Source organism: Erwinia sp. JH02 (genome assembly GCF_013074405.1).
Classification (GTDB): Bacteria; Pseudomonadota; Gammaproteobacteria; order Enterobacterales; family Enterobacteriaceae; genus Erwinia; species Erwinia rhapontici.
The window spans coordinates 862,164-881,354 of record NZ_JABANZ010000001.1 but is presented as its reverse complement, the minus strand read 5'-3'; the positions used below and the strand labels follow the sequence as shown (position 1 = coordinate 881,354).

Sequence of the window (19,191 nt, the reverse complement as noted above, 5' to 3'; positions counted from 1 at the left end):
TGTCAACTGTTGATGTTGATGTTAAGAAACCCTAACCACGTTTTTTCATTTTTACCCATGCAGGCATTGCGCAGTACGGGACCTGTTCTGACGTGAGTGTTGGATGGGTTTGTTGTTAATTAATTGAAATTAATGAAAAAAATAAGATTGCGGCGGCGAGGGATTTTATCATGTACTAACTACGGCTAGCGAAAGTGACGCAATCAAACAGGCTGTACCGCGCTTATCCTGATACCGATAACCCGGTATCACTGAGTTTTTTCTGGCCTGGTATTCCTAAGTCACTTAAGCATCAGCCTGCATTACTAAGAAGGTGATTACATTTTTTTAACACTGCAGGTGCATAGCACTTCATGATTCTCCCCCATTGATACGTATCCCGGCTCAGCCGTTGTCAGTTAACATAGATATGAGCGATAGCGTTTTTTAACCCTTCGGCGATAAATGTTGAAATATTATCTGGCGTAGGCAGGGGAAGGGATTTAATAATAATACTCTTATCATCCGACAGTGAAAAATATTCCGTGTAAATTTTTCTTAAGGGTATTTGATTGTTGGATAGAAAAACCCTTGCCGTTTTATTGGCGATCTGTTCCTGCTCCTGCTCGGTGAATAAGGGGGATATATTCAGATTTTTTTTGCTACTTAACGAAAATAGATAATATTTCCAATAGACAGGGATGGTGTTGAACCGAACGGTGATGGACTTTTTCTCTAAGGTAAAGTGTCGCTTTGGAAGCGTGATGATGAGTATGCTGATGAAGTTTCTGTTATAGAGAGCAATATCATCCAAGGTGTTAGTAGTATTTAACTGATTTTTATCACTCCAATGTTCTGCGCTGATATCCAGCGCAGCGCTATCTGTAAATTCTGCATTGATCGTTGCAATATCGAACATGTTGGGCATTTGCGTGATGCTTCTGATAACGGGGTCGGTGCTTAACAGGTAGAATCTTACGGTAAATGTATCCGTCAACTCAGCCAGGTCGTTAAACCGTTCGGTATCGGCAATCAGTTGTGTAAACCCCCGCGCAGGTTTCAGCAGAATGTCGTATTGCCTGAGTAACAAAGCAGTTTCCCGGTCGGGTATCAGATCAAAGGGGGCGGATCCCTCACTACTGGCATTGTAATATTCATGCATAATACTAATGGCTAAGATGGATTGATAGTCTGCCATTTAGCTCCCTCTTTTTGCCAGAGTGGTATCTGATAAATGGATATTACCCACCTGAGACAGAATAGACTCACTATCCGGTATCAGTGCTCTCACTCTGTAAATACAGGACGGCAGGTAGTGTGAGCCGAATACTCCCCACATGTGGTTTAATTGCTCACCCGGTATGGATTCCAGTTCCATATTAATTTGTTCAATTTTTTCAGGCAGATCGGGGGCGTTCTGACGGTTGAAGCTGTTATGACGGTTAAAGAAAGCCAGAAAATGAGAAAGCACTTTCAATCCGTCAGCGTAGTGGTTTGAATTAAAATTAGCCGCAACGGTTACTGTCATGGTGATAAAAAGCGGCTGCAATGACATCGCTTTTCTATTACTTGTGTGGTTGAACTCTTGTCGGTAACTTTTTGAAAATGTATCTTTTTCAATGTTACTAATAAAAATCAGAACCTTATTTTGTATTTTTGACGACTTTGAGCCATCGAGGTCTGCTGGCGGAGATACCATCACCAGGTCCTCGGCTAAATCAAACACGTTTTTAACGGAGTGGTTCATTCTGTCTTTTAAGTAATCCAGGCATAGATCCAGCATGAGATGTTCCCGATCAAGAAAAGAAAATGACGATCCGAACTGAGATTTCATAGCTATAGCGCATTTGCTGAGGATTTTACAACCTTAAACGGGCTTTGTTGAATAAATCGAACTTTTGCTGAATTGAAGGATCAGAGCACGCATCATCCTGCAACACGGGTCGTCCCATGGAAAATCAGAAGTTCAGAATCACCAACTGGAACGCCTACAACAAAGCGCTCGTCAACCGTGGCTCCATCACTTTCTGGCTGGATGAGGAAGCCTTCAGGCCTGGTATGAATCAGCAACGCTCAACTCGCGAGGACGACCTCAGCGCTATGCGGACCTTGCCATCACCACTGTCCTGGTGGTTAAACGTGTATTTCGGCTGACCCTGCGGGCAGCACAGGGTTTTATTGATTCCATCTTTGCTCTGATGGGGGTCTCACTGCGCTGCCCGGATTACACAAGTGTCAGCAAGTGGGTAAAGTCGGTTAATGTCAGTTTTAAAACACCCACCCGGCCTGAGATCGCGCATCTGGTGATTGATTCCACAGGACTGAAGGTCTTCGGCGAAGGCGCAGGTTACTGACCTGAGGAGTATGCAGACCGCAATCGTGCAGTGGCGAATCAACGACTGAGTGGGAGTAATATCTGATTTATTCAACAAAGCCCCTTAAACGATGATCTGTGGATTCGTTACAGGGGTTGACCAGTAGTGGTAACGCACTATGATTTGTTTGTGATGTACGAAAGAAAGGCCAATCAAACCGGACTCCTTGATAACCTGAAAAGTGGCATGGAAAACATCAGTGGAATGAGTCTGGGCCATGTCAGGAGGTATGCAGGTGTTAAATAGCCAAATTTCAGTAAGGTCGATCTGCAATGACCAGGTTGTTATAGGTAATTAAGAAGGCCTATTGCATCGAACAAAACCAATTTAAAAAGGTTTGAAATATGCATGAAAAAGTAGAAAGAACAGAAAATAAGAAAAATGGAACCGTTTCCAATTCAATTTCTAATAAAAAAGCTGATGTAAAACAAGCTTTTGGATTTTTTGATAATCGACCGGATACTCTTACATCAATTACCATCAATAAAAAAAATAGTGAAAAGCAGTCAGATATTATTCAGCGCCAAATAGTATCCGTCAAGATAGGTGATGAGTCGAAATGGTTTGATGATGAAAGCTTCAAACCGAAGTTTTTTGCTACGAGTGAGGAAGCTGAGAATGACAGGTTTTTAAGATATATGGAACGCCGACCTGAAGCTAATCCGGGGGAAGTTCCGATTTTTGATATAAACAGTGAGCGTCAGAAATTAACATTAAATAAAGCAATGAAATATACTTTAGGTGCAGAGGCGCCTGAATCCTTATCGAAACACAGATTTGAAAGTGCGAAGGGGCAACAGGATAAATTTCAAATTTTAGATCCAACATTACTTTCAGTTGCACTATATGGACAAACAGAGGATGAGAAAATTAATTTTTTGCTTCTGGCCTCAGAGAATGACTTAATAACTGATCGTATTAAGATGGCTTCAAATATTAAAGAAGCAGAGACTATTTTTGCCGAATTAACTCCTACGGACAGAAGAAAAGCAATTGAAGAAGCTTTGACTATGCGTGCTCTTTCTCAGAGAAATCCCTACATAACAAATGTCAGAAGACCACCAAGTGATATATCTGGAAAATACGATTATTTAATAGACCTGCCAGAGTTTTCAGGGGTGCCTGTTGATCCTAAAACGGTTGTTCCTTATATTGCGAAGCACTGGAGTAGCGGAAGTCAATCAAAGGCGCAGCGCAAACAGGCCGAGCATGACAAAAAAAGAAAGGTTGATCCTGATTTACCCATAAAAGTTGCAACTGAAATTGCATTATCCAGAAATGCTAACCCATTAGTAAATTATGCAAGGTGGATAGTTAGTAATGGAAATGCTCAATTACATGAATTAGGCGAAGTTCATGAAAGTGGAGAATATAGATTTAAGGGTATTATAATTACTAACGTTGCTTATATAAATGAGTTGGAGCAGTTAGACTTAAAAAAATACAAGGAAGATCCCAGAGTGTTGGATTATTTTAATTTGCGCGAGGATGATTTGGAAAGGATTATTGAAGTATCTCCCGATATTTAAAATTATCCCCTTGTAAATATAATTCCATAACAAAGCACTAAAAAATGCAGTGGCATAGTAAATTTTTCCACCTGGCTGAAGGTGATAAAATTACCTCAGTACACATATTTGATGTTTTCGTCAGGTCGCGTCAGCATTCACCATATTTGCTATATGCAATAGTGAACTTGATATTAGCCTCGACTGACGTCAAAACAGCATAATAGCTTGCCATTTTGTTGTGCATTCAATGCCTGTTTGTTCACATGAGGCATTATAAAAACAAAAATCCACGCAACACGTGGATTTTATCGATTTTCGCGATTCTTATAAGATTCAATGAAACCTCATAAGACAACAGCGTTTATTTACACGTTAAACAGGAAGTTCATCACATCGCCATCTTTCACGATGTAGTCTTTCCCTTCTGAACGCATTTTACCGGCTTCTTTCGCGCCTTGTTCACCCTTATAGGTGATGAAGTCATCAAAGGCGATGGTCTGAGCACGGATAAAGCCTTTCTCGAAGTCGGTGTGGATTTTACCGGCAGCCTGCGGAGCCGTTGCGCCCACCGGGATAGTCCATGCACGCACTTCTTTCACGCCAGCGGTGAAGTAAGTTTGCAGGTTCAGCAGGGCGTAACCAGCGCGGATCACGCGGTTCAGGCCTGGCTCTTCAATGCCCAACTCGGCCATAAACTCTTCGCGGTCGCCATCTTCCAGCTCAGCAATATCAGACTCTACGGCAGCACACACCGGTACCACAACAGAACCTTCTTTCTCTGCAATTGCACGCACGATGTCGAGGTACGGGTTATTTTCAAAACCGTCTTCGTTGACGTTAGCAATGTACATGGTGGGCTTCAGGGTCAGGAAGCTCAGGTAGCGAATGGCGGCTTTATCATCTTCGTTCAGATCCAGCGCGCGCAGCATACCGGCTTTTTCCAGATGCGGCAGGCACTTCTCCAGCGCAATTTGTTCAGCTTTCGCGTCTTTATCGCCACCTTTGGCTTTCTTCTGCACGCGCTGCAACGCACGCTCACAGGTGTCCAGGTCGGACAGCGCCAGCTCGGTGTTAATGGTGTCGATGTCGTCAGCTGGATCAACTTTATTATTCACGTGGATAATATTGTCGTTCTCGAAGCAGCGCACCACGTGGCCGATGGCTTCGGTTTCACGGATGTTGGTCAGGAACTGGTTACCCAGGCCTTCACCCTTGGACGCGCCTTTTACCAGACCGGCGATATCAACGAATTCCATCGTGGTTGGCAGGATGCGCTGTGGCTTAACGATCTCAGCCAGCTGGTCCAGACGTGAATCAGGCATCGGCACGACGCCGGTATTTGGCTCAATGGTACAGAACGGGAAGTTCGCAGCTTCGATGCCCGCTTTGGTTAACGCATTGAACAGCGTGGATTTCCCGACGTTAGGCAGGCCCACAATACCGCATTTGAATCCCATGTTGAATCACCTTAATAGCTTGATAATCAACGCACTTTTACGTGCCCTGATAGTGTCACAGACGGTTGTCTTAAAAGTTTCCGCGCATTATACACGTAATTACCGCCCGGAGGCGGGTGATTTCTCAGGCACGGGTGAAGTTATCTCTTGAGATCGAACTCACATTTTTTCATACTGACGTGTCTTTACAGAAACCGGAGAACCACGCAGATGCATCGCTTCCTGCTTACGCCACCTTAAGAGCCCCCCGCCAGCGCAATGCCTGTTGCCGCCACTCGTCACTCTGACGAGCCAGCTGTGCCCGAACGCCGGGGCGCAGAAAAACGATCACATTAAAATAATGGAAAGACCATGTTTAACCTGAGCAATTTCAGGGCGAGTGACGTCAAAAATGACGTACTGGCCGGTGCTGTGGTGTCTGTCGCGCTGATCCCCGAAGCGACCGCATTTTCTCTGCTGGCGGGCCTGTCACCGACCATCGGCTTACATACCGCTTTTATTCTCGGGCTGGTGACGGCCTTTTTCGGAGGTAAACCGGGGATGATCTCGGGTGCAGCCGGGTCGATTATTGTGGTGCTGATCAGCCTGATTACTCAGCACGGCTACGAATATGTTCTGCTGGCGACCATTCTCGCCGGGCTGATTCAGCTGTCGATTGGCGTCTTGCGGCTGGGCAAGTTTATCCGTCTGGTGCCACAACCGGCGATCTACGGCTTTGTGAACGGGCTGGCGATTGTCATCATGCTGGCGCAGTTCCCGATGATCAAAGGGCAGGGGCCGGTGATGTATGCGCTGGTGGCGCTGGCAATGCTGATCGTCTGGTGGTTCCCAAAACTGACAAAAGCGATCCCCGGCTCGCTGGCCGCCTTAATTGCCATCAGTGCACTGGCAATTGGTCTGGGGCTGGACACCAAACGCGTGGGCGATCTGGCGGATATTTCCGGCACGCTACCCTCGTTCCATCTGCCCACCGCGCCTCTGAGCTGGGAAACCCTGAAAATCGTGCTGCCTTACGCCGTGGTGATTGCGCTGGTCGGGCTGATTGAGTCGTTGTTAACGCTGGCCGTGCTGGATGAAATGGGCAGTAAGAAGGGCGCGGGAAATCAGGAATGCGTAGCCCAGGGTATTGGTAACACGATCTGCGGCTTCTTTGGCAGCTTTGCCGGGTGTGCGATGATCGGCCAGTCGATTATCAACTTTACCTCAGGTGGGCGCGGGCGCATTTCGAATCTGGTCGGGGCGGTGCTGCTGATCCTGTTTGTCGTGAGTCTGTCACAATATATTGCCTTACTGCCGGTTGCAGCGCTGGCCGGGATCATGTTTGTCGTCTGCATCAACACCTTTGAGTGGAGCTCGCTGCGTCGTCTGAAGCGGATGCCGAAAGCGGATGCGGTGATCATGGTGGCGGTGACGCTGGTGACCATTTTTACCGATCTGGCGATGGCGGTGATTTGCGGGGTGATTATCTCGGCGCTGGTTTTCGCCTGGCAGCACGCACGCATCAGTATTCTGGCGCAGTCTGAGGAAGAAGGGCAGAAAACCTATCAACTGGAAGGGCCACTGTTCTTTGGCTCAACGGCCAGTTTCCAGGAGCTCTTTCACCCGGAGCAGGACCCGGATCATGTGGTGATTGATTTTGCTCGCACCCGGGTCATGGATTCCAGCGGCGTGGAGGCGATCGATAAATTAACGGCACGCTATCTGGAAGCGGGGAAAAGCCTTCGTTTGCGTCATCTTAGTGAGGATTGTATCAGTTTACTGCAACAGGCTGGGCCGTTTTGCAGCCATGAACTTGATGATCCCGATTATAAAGTTGCTAGCAATGATGTCTGAACCATAAAGCTGGCGCTGGTCCTGCCGATAACCTAAAAATCGTCGTTCTGCGACGGCGAATACAGAATTTACTTCTATAGTTTATCTGTGCGGCGATTGTATTCACTGGCAGGATGCCCGTTAACTGGCCCGACGGCATGAAAAACGATTTTTTTTGTACTCCTGTTCATACGCTTACCGGTGAGTTGATCGCTATCGATCTGAGCTACCGGCCGCAGCCCCAGGCCGTCACTGGCCTGTCAGGGGCTGTTCTTACGTCTCTGTCGCCACAGGAGCGGTTGTTAAATCAGTTGCTGATCGTTGAAGAGTATGCGGACTATTTTCGTCAGCACGGCTTGCTGTGTAGTGTCGCCATTGATTTTCAACTGGCGCGTGCCGTCACCGAGTCATCGTTTATTCAGCAAATCCTCAGCCAGCTGCCTTTTGTGCGGCTGAAACTGTCGGAAGATTTTCCCAATCTGCATGATGGCATGAATAATCCGCTGTTGCGGACCTTGATTGAGCAACTGAATATTATCTGGCTTGATGACCTGGGCGCAGGCGATGCCAATCTCAACGCACTGCAGTCGAACATGTTTGAAGCGGTGAAACTTGATCGGCAGTTTTATCTCGAAAACGTCGATAAACCGTTTTTTACCGTACTGATTAACCATATTCGTCAGTACACCAATCGGGTGATTGTTGAAGGCGTGGCCGGAGATGGGCAACTGGAGACATTGCGTAACAGCAAAATCTGGGGCGTGCAGAGTTATTTCAGCCCGGCACTGACACTGGAAAATCTGGATCACAGTGACGGTCAGCGCTGTGAAAATTTGTAGCCCCGCTGTGGCAGACACCCCAGCGATGGCTCAATCAATAGCAACGGGTCAGACGGCTTTGTAGCTGTGCAAACGGTTCATGGCCTTCAGTTTGTCTTCTTTTAACCATACCTCAGTACAACGCGCGGCTTCATCGATAGCGTTATCAATCAGGGTCTGTTCCGCTGCCTGAGGTTTGCCCAAGACAAATCCTACCACTTTGTTACGGTCGCCCGGATGACCAATGCCAATGCGCAGACGATGGAAGTCCAGGTTGTTACCCAGTTTGCTAATAATATCTTTCAAACCGTTATGCCCTCCGTGCCCCCCTCCCTGTTTAAACTTCGCCACGCCAGGAAGCAGGTCGAGCTCGTCATGCGCCACCAGAATTTCTTCAGGGGCAATGCGATAAAAAGTGGCCATAGCCGCTACGGCTTTCCCACTGAGGTTCATAAACGTGGTGGGGACCAGCAACCGCACATCTTCGCCACCAATATTGAGGCGCGCGGTATACCCGTAAAATTTGCTCTCTTCTTTTAACGACTGATTATGGCGTTCAGCCAGCAAGTCAACATACCAGGCACCGGCATTGTGGCGTGTGGCGGCGTATTCAGCGCCGGGGTTGGCAAGGCCAACAATCAGTTTGATGCTGCTCACGAGTAGATTTTCCTGAAACGTGCGGGGTGAAAAACGGCTAGTTTACTGAAGCGGTTGCGATAACTCAAAGATCTGCGCGCATTGTGATGAAAATCACAATGGTTGAGCAGGGTGATAATACGTTTTCTATATAAAAACAGTCTGTTAGTCGTAAAGTTTTGTCAAAATATAAGCGATAAATGTGATCGCAGACTCATCAGAGCAGTTAAAGATTGCCTAGACTGATCGCATCTGGCAACGGAGTTTGCCTTTTTACACTGACTGGAGGTGCGCAATGAAACGTAAACATACACATGTACTGGGTAACACCCTGATGGTGCTGGGCCTGGTGGTGATGATTGGCGGGGTAGGTTACTCAGTGGTGAATCAAATACCGCAGTTCCACTTACCGCAGTTTATGGTGCATGGTGCACTCGGCAGTATCTTTATCGGTGCGTTGCTGTGGCTGGCGGGGGCAAGGATCAGCGGGCGTGAAAAAATTGCCGATCGCTATTACTGGGTGCGTCACTGTGGTGAAAAACGCTGCCGTCATGGTTCCAGCCAGCAGCACAATCGGTAACGCTGAATCGGGAACACACCCGGTCTGACCGGTGTGTTTCCGGATTTAACTGGCTAAAACACCCCTGACATCCTCATGATTTGCGGCCCCATAGGTTTTAACCTGATTTCTGCCTGCGGCCTTCGCCTGATATAACGCATCATCCGCCGCGGCCATTAAACTGTCGATAGCATCACGGTCTGGCTGGCAGCTTGCCACGCCAATGCTCACGCTATAACTCACGTTCTCGGGGCAAGATCCCTCTACCACTTTGCGGATACGTTCGGCAACCTGCACGCATTCCCCTTCTGCGCACATCACGACGGCGGCAAACTCTTCACCGCCCAGACGCGCAAAATAGCTGTCAGCGGGTAACTGGTGCGTCACCTGTTGGCAAAAATCGGTCAGCACCCGGTCACCCTGCGAATGACCATAGCGATCGTTAATCGATTTAAAGTGGTCGAGGTCAAACAGCATCACCGATAAGGGCTGCTGGCTGCAACTCCAGCTGGCGGTCAGTTGAGCCGTTTTTTCAAACAGTGCGCGGCGATTCCAGACTCCGGTTAACGGGTCGAGCAGTGACGCCTGGCGGTAGATAATCTGCGTACGTTCATTCACCATCGCCATCATGGTAAAGCTCAGGCCAATGACCACCAGGATCGACTCCAGAATGACATACACCGAGAAGGTTGAGCCACCGATGGCACCATGTACCGGGTTAGGGATCCCGCCATCCAGTAATGCCCGCAGGATATTAAAGCCAAGGTGGATACCCAGCAGCAGCTGGGCGGGCCACCAGGTTACCGGAAGCAGGGTGCGTGAACGATGCAGTTCATACAACATCGCCGAGGTATAAATAATGCACAGCAGGCTGCTGGCCAGGATCCGCATGGGTAGCGAGGTGTAGAAAGAGGGGAACAGGCAGAGTACCGCCCATGCCACCATCCCGGGCAGCCACAGCCAGCCGCTCCGCGCCCCGCGCAGCGCACGGAATGCATTCAGTTGCAGGCCGTACGCGCACAGGACAAGCAGGTTGCCCACCACTATCGGCAGAAACATAAAGCCTGAGCTACGCAGGCTGCTGAGGCCGACAGCGACAATGCTCAACAACAAAGAGAGACAGTTAAACCCCAGTACTCTGCTGTACTGCGCTCCGCGCCACGCGAACACCATGATAATGCTGAGAAAAGCCAGCACATAGAGTTCACAGACAAACAGCGTATAAACATCGAGTACCATTTTAGGATTATTCCTGGATAAGCTATTAGAGCAAAATATCACTAATGAATACTTACCAACAGGGGGGCTGAACCGTTACAGTCAAAAAATGAATGTGAATTCAGGAAAGTGACCCACGCGCAGGTACCAGACAGCGCCAGATGGCAACGGCACAAAGCAATGTCACGACCATCAGGACCAGCAGTAACTGGTGAAAAGCGGTCTCTGCCAGCGGCAGAAGATCCGGGCTGCTGACATGATAGCTGGCCAACTGACGCGCTTCTTCGATCGATTTACCCTGCTGTGACAGTTGGCTAACCAGCAACTGGCTGAACAACGTACTGACGCTTGCCAGTGCGACCCCTTCGCCTGCTACGCGCACGGTACTAAAGATACCGGTTGCCATCCCGGCGCGCTGCGGTGGCACCACGCTAACCGATAAATTATCCATCAACCCCCAGGGCAGACCGCTGCCGCTGCCGATCATCACCATCGCCAGCAGGGTCAGCGCCAGTGAGCTGTGCGGCGTGACCAGGCTGAGCAGGCCAATACCCGCGGCGGCAAGCACTAAGCCCGCACAGCTCACGCTGCCAGGGTGAAAGCGGCGCGTCAGCGCAACGGCAAGAGAGGGTACCACCAGCATCGGCAGCGAGATTGCCAGCATCAGCAGGCCGGTGGTCAGGGCGTCATAGCCGTAGAAGCCCATAAAGCGCAGTGGCAGCAGCACCAGAAGCACCACAAAGCAGTAGCAGGTGGCGACGGGCAGCAGCTGTACGCCGATAAACCGGCCGTAGCGGAACAGGCTGAGGTCAAGCATCGGGTGTGCGCTGCGGCGTTCTATCCAGACAAACAGCAGCGCCACGAGCAGCGAAGCCAGCAGCAATCCTGTTGCCAGCGGACCCGCACCGCTGTCAGCCACCTGTAACATTCCCCAGGTAAACAGAGTGAGCGTGGTGCTGAAGCTGATAATCCCCGACCAGTCCAGCGCACTGGCGTCCGGGTTGCGTGATTCTGGCAGGGTACGCATACCGATAACGAGCGCCAGCACGCCAAAAAGCGCGCAGCAAAGAAAGACGCTGTGCCAGCCGGCGATGGACATCAGCATACCGGCAATCACCGGGCCAGCCGCCAGACCTACGCCAAAGCTGGTGCCCAGCAGACTGAATGCCCGCGCGCGTTCGGCCCCGTCAAAGGCATTCGCCAGCGCGGCACCGCCGCCAGCCAGCGCCGCCGCTGCCGCTGCGCCCTGTAGAGCACGTACCACGTCCAGCCAGACGATGGAGGGCACCCAGCCGGTCAGCAACGACAGCATAGTAAAAACGCTGACGCCGCTGATAAACAGGCGTTTACGGCCATAACGGTCGGCCAGTGCACCTGCCGCCATCAGCAGACTGCCAAAGCTGAGCAGGAACGCGTTGGTGATCCAGCTCAGTGCCAGCGCTGATCCGCCTGTTTGCAGGGCAATGGCCGGGGTGGCGATCACCCCGGCAGAAAAACTCAGGGGCAACATCAGTGCAGCGCTGCACACCGCCAGAATGCTCCAGCGGCTGCTTTGTGCCGTCAGTGTCAGGGAACTCATGGGTAACTCTCCGCTTTCTTCCAGTGAAGAAGCAGGATAAATTGGCGTTACCGGGTGATAAACAGGCCGAATGGCCGCAGATAAAGGACATAAAGTCGCGAATGAGCAGCGTGGAAAGTTTGAGTGGGCTCAATGCATTTGTGAAAGCCGCCCAGCTTGGCAGCTTTGTCGCGGCCGCAGAGCGGCTGAGCGTCTCGGCATCGGCCATCGGGAAAAGCGTTGCGCGGCTGGAGGCCAGCCTCGGGGTGAGTCTGTTTAATCGCAGCACACGAAGCCTGAGCCTGACAGAAGAAGGCCTGCTGTTTTTTGAACGCAGCCAGCGCATTGTGATGGAGCTGGAAGAGGCGGAGCAGGAGCTGTCAAGGCTGATGGCGGCCCCGCGCGGGCGGCTGCGTCTGAGTTTTCCCGCGATTGGTTATCGTTTGCTCCTGCCGCTGTTGCCGGGTTTCACCGCACGTTATCCGGAAATTGAGCTGGATCTCGACTTTAACGATCGGCTGGTGGATGTTATCGGGGAAGGGTATGACGCGGTTCTGCGCAGTGGCGAGTTTGCCGATTCACGGCTGAAGGCGCGACGGCTGGGCGGTTTTCGCTTTCGTCTGGTGGGCGCAACAGACTATTTCGCACGATACGGCGTGCCGCAGGGGCCGGAAGACCTGGCGCAACATGCCTGCCTGCTGTATCGCTTTTCCGGCAACAGTCAGCTTCAGCCCTGGCAGTTTGACGGTGCTGACGATCGCACACTCTCGCTGGCCGGGCCGCTGGTGTTTAATAATCTTGAGGCGCAGATCTCGGCCGCGCGCCGGGGGCTGGGGCTGATCTACGTACCGGATTTTGCAGTGACGGAATACCTGGAGAGCGGGGAGCTGCAAAGCGTGCTGGATGAACACATCAGCGCAGGAGGGCAGTTTTCGCTGCTCTGGCCGGGGAACCGGCATCTGCTGCCTAAATTGCGGGTACTGATTGACTATCTGGCAGAGCATATTGCATTGAGCAAATAAAAAAGGGACAGGCGTTAACCTGTCCCTCTTATGCAGCATGGCCTGACGGGGCCGACCGAAACAAAAGGTCAGCCCCTACACCTGTTAACTGTAGGGGCTGCCCGCCAGGTCACGCCACGATCAATGCTCAAACATCGCAGAAATAGACTCTTCGTTGCTGATGCGACGGATCGCTTCAGCCAGCATGCCTGACAGCGTCAGGGTACGCACGTTTGGCAGGGCTTTGATCTCTTCTGGCAGCGGAATGGTATCGCACACTACGACTTCATCAATCACCGAGTTACGCAGGTTTTCGACCGCGTTACCGGAGAAGATAGGGTGAGTCGCATAGGCGAATACGCGTTTAGCGCCACGTTCTTTCAGCGCTTCAGCGGCTTTACACAGCGTGCCACCGGTATCGATCATATCGTCAACCAGCACACAGTCACGGCCAGCAACATCACCGATGATGTGCATCACCTGAGAGACGTTGGCGCGTGGACGGCGTTTGTCGATGATGGCCATATCGGTATCGTTCAGCAGTTTAGCAATAGCACGTGCACGAACCACACCACCGATGTCCGGAGAAACCACAATCGGGTTCACCAGGCCAATCTGCAGCATATCTTCGAGCAGGATCGGGCTACCAAATACGTTATCAACCGGGACGTCAAAGAAACCCTGAATCTGTTCAGCATGCAGATCCACAGTCAAAACGCGGTCAACACCAACGCTGGAGAGAAAATCGGCAACCACTTTGGCAGTAATAGGGACACGGGCGGAGCGCACGCGGCGGTCCTGACGTGCATAACCAAAGTAAGGAATAACCGCAGTAATACGACCCGCGGAAGCACGACGCAGGGCATCTACCATCACAACCAGTTCCATCAGGTTGTCATTGGTGGGGGCACAGGTGGACTGGATGATGAAAATATCACCACCGCGTACATTTTCGTTAATTTGTACGCTCACTTCACCATCACTGAAACGACCGACGGCGGCGTCGCCCAGGCTGGTGTAAAGGCGGTTGGCAATACGTTGTGCTAGTTCCGGGGTGGCGTTACCAGCAAAAAGCTTCATATCAGGCACGAGAAGAACCTCAGGCTTTGCGTCCAGAGAATGAAATACCATAAATCGCACTGGGCGGTATACGACTTATGCTTTCATACGGGTGTCTTAACCCTGTGTTCTTGACGCCGTAGCGGCGTTGGCTGCATGTATTCATCCCGGTGACTTACTCAAGTAAGCTCCCGGGGACTCATCCACTTGCCGCCTTGCCACAGCGCCAATAGCTTGGGTTATATCAGAGCAGTGGTGCAGCGTCTGGAACAGGTGACACTGTCACATCAACTCTATTGCTCTGAAAGGGTGCGGTGCAGTGGCGAAACGTTAACGCCTCGCGCAACAAACCCCTGCAACCCTTTCGGAGCCAGCTCAAGCACCTGTCTTGCGGCGTACTCGGTGTCAAATTCTGCAAACACACAAGCACCCGTTCCAGTCAGGCGCGACGGCGCGTATTCTAGCAGCCAGGAAACGAGCTGTTCAACCTCGCGAAAACGATTTCTTACTGCTGCCTCACAATCATTGCGGAATTCGGCTGCTAATAAGGCGCTGATTTCCCTTTTTGGCGTGTTTCTGGTCAATTCAGGATCGTTAAATACCACGGGTGTCGCAACGCTGACACCAGGATGCATCACCAGATACCATTTTTCTGGTGGCGAAACCGGTGTCAGTTGTTCACCCACCCCCTCAGCGAAGGCAGAAAATCCGCGCACAAAGACAGGCACGTCGGCACCGAGTTGCAGGCCAAGCTCGGCCAGTTGTTCAAAACTGAAGCCGGTTTGCCATAAATGATTGAGTGCCACCAGTACGGTGGCGGCGTTGGAGGAGCCTCCGCCCAGTCCACCGCCCATGGGTAACCGCTTCTCTACCGCCAGGGTCGCCCCTGCGCTGGCGGGCAGCACGCCCTGATCGAGCGCCCGTTCGCGCAGCAGTTGCGCGGCACGGACGATCAGGTTCTGTTCATCAGGCACGCCATCGACGGGTGTCAGCAGACGCAATTCACCCTGACTGTTGGTTTCAATCTTCAGCGTGTCACCATAATCCAGAAACTGAAACAGCGTCTGGAGGTCATGGTAGCCGTCAGCGCGGCGGCCGGTGATGTAGAGAAACAGATTCAGTTTTGCCGGGGCAGGCCATGTTGTGATCATTTTACAGTCCAGCTATCCATTTTCAGCTTAATACGCTGGTCGCCTTCACGCAGTTCGAGGTTCGACGGTAGCGGTGGATTCTGTTTACTGTCGTAGCCCTGATAGGTCACTTTCCACTGTTTACCGTCCTGGCTGTAGTTCACTTCACGCAGACGATACTGGTCATCCAGGGTGAAATCGGTGGCATCACCCGGCAAGCCAAGGATCCACTGGCGCAGGTTATCCAGAGGAATACTCATGCCCGTGAGCTGAGAAATCATTTTAGCCGCATCGTTGCTGACATAGCGCTTGCCTTTATTGTCAACGATCTGTGCAACTTGTCCTTGCTGGTCAAGCTGCAGCTCTGTGCTGCCCAGGGGATTGGTCAACAGCAGGCGATAGCGATCCGCTGCTGTCTGTTGCCAGTTGTAGCGGGCATAGACTTTTTGCCGATCGGAAAGGTAGGCAAAGGCGCCACGCGTCTGGTACTGAGTGATTTTTTCCACCGCCTGCTGATGGTCACGCCATTGCGGGGACGTCGGGCTTTGGCCCGGAGTTTGCGCTGGTTCGTTAAGAACACACCCGGTTAGCAGCAGGGCGGCAAGGGGAAGAAGCCGCAGCAGGCGGCGATTCGACGATAACATGTTCAGGTCAGCTCCTAAGACTCAGTTCGCAATCAACCGCCCACGCTAACCAGCTAAAACGGCGGCGTCAATGCTCAAATTGTCTCATTTGACCCGCAAGAGGTATATCTTGTTACAGGGATAGGCGAAGCATGGCTTTTATTGATCTCGCTCATCTTGTAGAATGCGCCACACAAAACCCTGACAACTGTGGGATTAACCCAACCTGCACCATGACGTTACTGGCTCTCGGCATCAATCACAAAACGGCACCTGTGTCTCTGCGCGAACGCGTGACGTTCTCGCCGGATCAGCTGGAACAGGCGCTCACTAGCCTGTTGGCGCAGCCGCTGGTTCAGGGCGGCGTTGTGCTGTCTACTTGTAACCGTACCGAGTTGTATCTGAGCGTCGAACAGCAGGAAAACCTGCAGGAACAGCTGGTGACCTGGCTCTGTGATTACCACAAGCTCAGCGTCGATGAAGTGCGTAAAAGCCTCTACTGGCATCATGATAACGATGCCGTCAGCCACCTGATGCGCGTCGCCAGCGGGCTGGATTCCCTGGTGCTGGGCGAACCTCAAATTCTTGGTCAGGTCAAAAAGGCGTTTGCTGATTCCCAGCGCGGCCACTCGCTTTCCAGCGAACTGGAGCGTATGTTCCAGAAATCGTTCTCCGTGGCCAAACGCGTGCGTACCGAAACCGAAATCGGTGCCAGTGCCGTCTCCGTGGCATTTGCTGCCTGCACGCTGGCACGCCAGATCTTCGAGTCCCTCTCCACGGTTAACGTGCTGCTGGTGGGCGCGGGTGAAACCATTGAACTGGCTGCCCGCCATCTGCATCAGCATAAGGTGAAGAAGTTGATGATCGCCAACCGTACCCGCGAACGTGCACAAGCGCTGGCGGATGAGGTCGGGGCTGAAGTCATCAGCCTGCCGGAAATCGATTCCCGTCTGGCGGAAGCCGACATCATTATCAGTTCTACAGCCAGCCCGCTGCCGATTATCGGTAAGGGGATGGTGGAGCGTGCGCTTAAACAGCGCCGTAATCAGCCTATGCTGCTGGTGGATATTGCCGTACCGCGTGACGTGGAGCCGGAAGTGGGTAAATTGCCCAATGCCTATCTCTATAGCGTTGATGACCTGCAGGCGATTATTGAAAGCAATATGGCCCAGCGCCAGGCGGCGGCCGTGCAGGCTGAAACTATCGTGGTGCAGGAAAGCAGCGAGTTTATGTCCTGGCTACGGGCCCAGAGCGCCGTTGAGACTATCCGCGATTACCGCTCACAGGCGGAACAGGTGCGTGCTGAACTGGAAGCGCGTGCCATAGCGGCCCTGCAACAGGGAGGCAACGCTGAAGAGGTGTTGCGCGACCTGGCCCATAAGCTGACCAACCGTTTGATCCACGCTCCTACCAAATCTCTTCAGCAGGCCGCACGCGACGGCGATGGCGAACGCCTGCAAATTTTACGCGACAGCCTCGGGCTGGATTAGCGTTTCAAGCCTCTTTTCTTACAAGGTAAAAGACTACGAATGAAGCCTTCTATTGTTGCTAAACTGGAAGCCTTGCAGGAGCGCCACGAAGAAGTGGAGGCGATGCTGGGCGATGCCGGAGTGATTGCCGATCAGGAACGTTTTCGTGCACTCTCCCGCGAATATGCCCAGCTTACCGACGTCAGCCAGTGTTTCCGTCAGTGGCAGCAGACCCAGGAAGATATCGAAACCGCTGAAATGATGCTCAGTGACCTGGAAATGCGTGAGATGGCTCAGGAAGAGCTGAAAGAAGCCCGTGCCGCCAGTGACGTGCTGGAGCAACAGTTACAGGTGTTGCTGTTGCCGAAAGATCCGGATGACGAACGTAACTGCTATCTGGAAGTGCGTGCCGGAACCGGTGGTGATGAAGCCGCTATTTTCGCCGGCGATCTGTTCCGTATGTACAGCCGTTATGCGGAGTCAAAACGCTGGAAAGTGGAAGTGATGAGCGCTAACGAAGGCGAACATGGCGGTTATAAAGAGATCATCGCCAAAGTGATCGGCGAAGGTGCCTATGGCCGTCTGAAGTTCGAATCTGGCGGGCACCGCGTGCAACGTGTGCCTGAGACGGAGTCACAGGGGCGCATCCACACCTCAGCCTGTACGGTTGCGGTGATGCCCGAACTGCCGGAAGCCGAACTGCCGGATATCAATCCGTCTGATTTAAAAATCGATACGTTCCGCTCCTCCGGGGCTGGTGGTCAGCACGTTAACACCACCGATTCCGCTATCCGTATTACCCACTTGCCCACCGGTATCGTGGTCGAGTGCCAGGACGAACGTTCACAGCATAAAAACAAAGCAAAAGCGTTGGGCGTGCTGGGTTCGCGTATCCGTGCTGCCGAAATGGCACGTCGTCAACAGGAAGAGTCCTCCACCCGCCGTAACTTGCTTGGCACTGGCGACCGCTCTGACCGTAACCGTACCTATAACTTCCCGCAGGGCCGCATTACTGACCACCGTATCAACCTGACCATTTACCGTCTGGATGACGCAATGGAAGGGAAGCTGGATGCGCTGATTGAACCTGTGGTTCAGGAGTACCAGGCGGATCAGCTGGCCGCACTCGCCGGGCAGGATTAATGCAGATCCGTGTCTGGCTGCGTAACGCGGTCGCTCAGTTGCCGGACAGTGACAGCCCGAAACGCGATGCTGAAATTCTGCTGGGGAAAGTGCTCGGTAAATCCCGCGCCTGGCTGATCGCCTTCGACGATGCCACGCTGGATGACTCGCAGCTTGCGCAGCTGGATGCGCTGCTGGTACGCCGTGCCGCTGGGGAGCCAGTGGCATACCTGACAGGGGAACGTGAGTTCTGGTCTCTGTCGCTGACGGTATCGCCCGACACGTTGATCCCCCGCCCGGATAGCGAGGTGCTGGTAGAGCAGGCGCTCGCGCGTCTGCCTGCTGAGCCTTGCAAGGTGTTGGATCTCGGCACCGGCACCGGGGCGATTGCCCTGGCGCTGGCCAGCGAACGCCCCCATTGCCAGGTCACAGGCGTGGATCGTATTGCTGCCGCAGTGGCACTGGCACAGCACAATGCCAGCAAGCTGGCGCTGGCTAATACCGGTTTTTTGCAAAGCCACTGGTTCTCCGCCCTCGAAGGACAACAGTTTGCGCTGATTGTCAGTAATCCCCCCTACATTGATGCCGATGACCACCATCTTTCACAGGGCGACGTGCGTTTTGAACCCGCCAGTGCGCTGGTGGCAGGCGATCATGGCCTGGCCGATATCCGAATCATTGCCGCAGAAGCAGGGCGCTATTTACAGGATAATGGCTGGTTATTACTGGAACACGGCTGGCAGCAGGGCGAAGACGTCAGGAAAATTTTGCGCGAAAACAGCTTCCACGCAGTGGAAACCTGTCAGGATTATGGCGGCAATGACCGCGTAACCGTCGGGCAAAGACAAGGATAATAAGGAATTT

At 52.2% G+C, this 19,191-nt stretch carries 17 protein-coding genes and 1 pseudogene; 9 read left to right on the top strand and 9 right to left on the bottom strand.

The window, feature by feature from the left end; all coding sequences use genetic code 11:
- Positions 1-394 precede the first annotated feature (394 nt).
- Together HHI26_RS04110 and HHI26_RS04105 are read right to left on the bottom strand one after the other, a co-directional pair.
- Positions 395-1,177, bottom strand: coding sequence for a hypothetical protein (locus HHI26_RS04110; RefSeq protein ID WP_171148643.1), 783 nt, complete (start codon positions 1,175-1,177; stop codon positions 395-397).
- Positions 1,178-1,762, bottom strand: a complete 585-nt coding sequence (locus HHI26_RS04105) for a DUF4255 domain-containing protein (RefSeq protein ID WP_171148642.1) — start codon at positions 1,760-1,762, stop codon at positions 1,178-1,180. It lies immediately after the preceding gene.
- 167 nt (positions 1,763-1,929) lie between these two features.
- On the opposite strand from HHI26_RS04105, the pseudogene HHI26_RS04100 reads away from it, so the two are divergent.
- Positions 1,930-2,321: pseudogene (locus HHI26_RS04100) on the top strand (transposase); the annotation flags it as partial.
- Between the two features lie 377 nt (positions 2,322-2,698).
- The gene (locus tag HHI26_RS04095) at positions 2,699-3,883 is read left to right on the top strand and encodes a hypothetical protein (protein ID WP_171148641.1); all 1,185 of its coding nucleotides are present in this window, start codon (positions 2,699-2,701) and stop codon (positions 3,881-3,883) included.
- 347 nt (positions 3,884-4,230) lie between these two features.
- Here the strand turns inward: HHI26_RS04095 and ychF are convergent, their stop codons facing one another.
- The gene (gene ychF / locus HHI26_RS04090) at positions 4,231-5,322 is read right to left on the bottom strand and encodes a redox-regulated ATPase YchF (protein WP_171148640.1); all 1,092 of its coding nucleotides are present in this window, start codon (positions 5,320-5,322) and stop codon (positions 4,231-4,233) included.
- Positions 5,323-5,673: 351 nt separating this feature from the next.
- On the opposite strand from ychF, the gene HHI26_RS04085 reads away from it, so the two are divergent.
- Together HHI26_RS04085 and HHI26_RS04080 are read left to right on the top strand one after the other, a co-directional pair.
- Positions 5,674-7,155: a SulP family inorganic anion transporter gene (locus tag HHI26_RS04085; RefSeq protein ID WP_159337253.1), complete on the top strand. Its 1,482-nt coding sequence runs from the start codon at positions 5,674-5,676 to the stop codon at positions 7,153-7,155.
- A gap of 137 nt (positions 7,156-7,292) precedes the next feature.
- Positions 7,293-7,973, top strand: a complete 681-nt coding sequence (locus HHI26_RS04080) for an EAL domain-containing protein (protein ID WP_171148639.1) — start codon at positions 7,293-7,295, stop codon at positions 7,971-7,973.
- A gap of 48 nt (positions 7,974-8,021) precedes the next feature.
- On the opposite strand, the gene pth is transcribed toward HHI26_RS04080, so the two are convergent.
- Entirely contained in the window at positions 8,022-8,609 is a 588-nt protein-coding gene (gene pth, locus HHI26_RS04075; protein WP_133845432.1) for an aminoacyl-tRNA hydrolase, read from the bottom strand.
- Between the two features lie 274 nt (positions 8,610-8,883).
- On the opposite strand from pth, the gene ychH reads away from it, so the two are divergent.
- Positions 8,884-9,168, top strand: a complete 285-nt coding sequence (gene ychH / locus HHI26_RS04070; protein WP_159337251.1) for a stress-induced protein YchH — start codon at positions 8,884-8,886, stop codon at positions 9,166-9,168.
- A gap of 45 nt (positions 9,169-9,213) precedes the next feature.
- Here ychH and HHI26_RS04065 read toward each other — a convergent pair whose 3' ends face one another.
- Positions 9,214-10,386 (bottom strand): GGDEF domain-containing protein, encoded by a 1,173-nt coding sequence (locus tag HHI26_RS04065; protein ID WP_171148638.1) that lies wholly within the window; start codon positions 10,384-10,386, stop codon positions 9,214-9,216.
- Between the two features lie 100 nt (positions 10,387-10,486).
- The gene (locus HHI26_RS04060; protein WP_171148637.1) at positions 10,487-11,944 is read right to left on the bottom strand and encodes an MFS transporter; all 1,458 of its coding nucleotides are present in this window, start codon (positions 11,942-11,944) and stop codon (positions 10,487-10,489) included.
- A gap of 110 nt (positions 11,945-12,054) precedes the next feature.
- On the opposite strand from HHI26_RS04060, the gene HHI26_RS04055 reads away from it, so the two are divergent.
- Entirely contained in the window at positions 12,055-12,945 is an 891-nt protein-coding gene (locus tag HHI26_RS04055) for a LysR family transcriptional regulator (RefSeq protein WP_133845483.1), read from the top strand.
- A gap of 120 nt (positions 12,946-13,065) precedes the next feature.
- On the opposite strand, the gene prs is transcribed toward HHI26_RS04055, so the two are convergent.
- The 3 genes from prs to lolB form a co-directional block, all read right to left on the bottom strand.
- Complete coding sequence (prs, locus tag HHI26_RS04050; RefSeq protein ID WP_085939527.1) at positions 13,066-14,013, bottom strand: ribose-phosphate diphosphokinase; 948 nt, start codon at positions 14,011-14,013, stop codon at positions 13,066-13,068.
- A gap of 263 nt (positions 14,014-14,276) precedes the next feature.
- Positions 14,277-15,134 (bottom strand): 4-(cytidine 5'-diphospho)-2-C-methyl-D-erythritol kinase, encoded by an 858-nt coding sequence (gene ispE, locus HHI26_RS04045; RefSeq protein ID WP_133845424.1) that lies wholly within the window; start codon positions 15,132-15,134, stop codon positions 14,277-14,279.
- Positions 15,131-15,757 (bottom strand): lipoprotein insertase outer membrane protein LolB, encoded by a 627-nt coding sequence (gene lolB / locus HHI26_RS04040; RefSeq protein WP_133845422.1) that lies wholly within the window; start codon positions 15,755-15,757, stop codon positions 15,131-15,133. The genes ispE and lolB overlap by 4 nt, the downstream gene beginning before the upstream one ends.
- A gap of 212 nt (positions 15,758-15,969) precedes the next feature.
- On the opposite strand from lolB, the gene hemA reads away from it, so the two are divergent.
- From hemA to prmC, 3 genes are read left to right on the top strand one after another with little or no spacing between them, the layout of a single operon-like run.
- Positions 15,970-17,226 carry a glutamyl-tRNA reductase gene (gene hemA, locus HHI26_RS04035; RefSeq protein WP_133845481.1) on the top strand — a complete coding sequence of 419 codons (1,257 nt, stop codon included), beginning with the start codon at positions 15,970-15,972 and terminating at the stop codon, positions 17,224-17,226.
- Between the two features lie 39 nt (positions 17,227-17,265).
- On the top strand, positions 17,266-18,348 hold the full coding sequence (gene prfA / locus HHI26_RS04030) for a peptide chain release factor 1 (protein ID WP_171148636.1): 1,083 nt from the start codon (positions 17,266-17,268) through the stop codon (positions 18,346-18,348).
- Positions 18,348-19,181, top strand: a complete 834-nt coding sequence (prmC, locus tag HHI26_RS04025; RefSeq protein ID WP_171148635.1) for a peptide chain release factor N(5)-glutamine methyltransferase — start codon at positions 18,348-18,350, stop codon at positions 19,179-19,181. The genes prfA and prmC overlap by 1 nt, the downstream gene beginning before the upstream one ends.
- Positions 19,182-19,191: the final 10 nt, after the last annotated feature.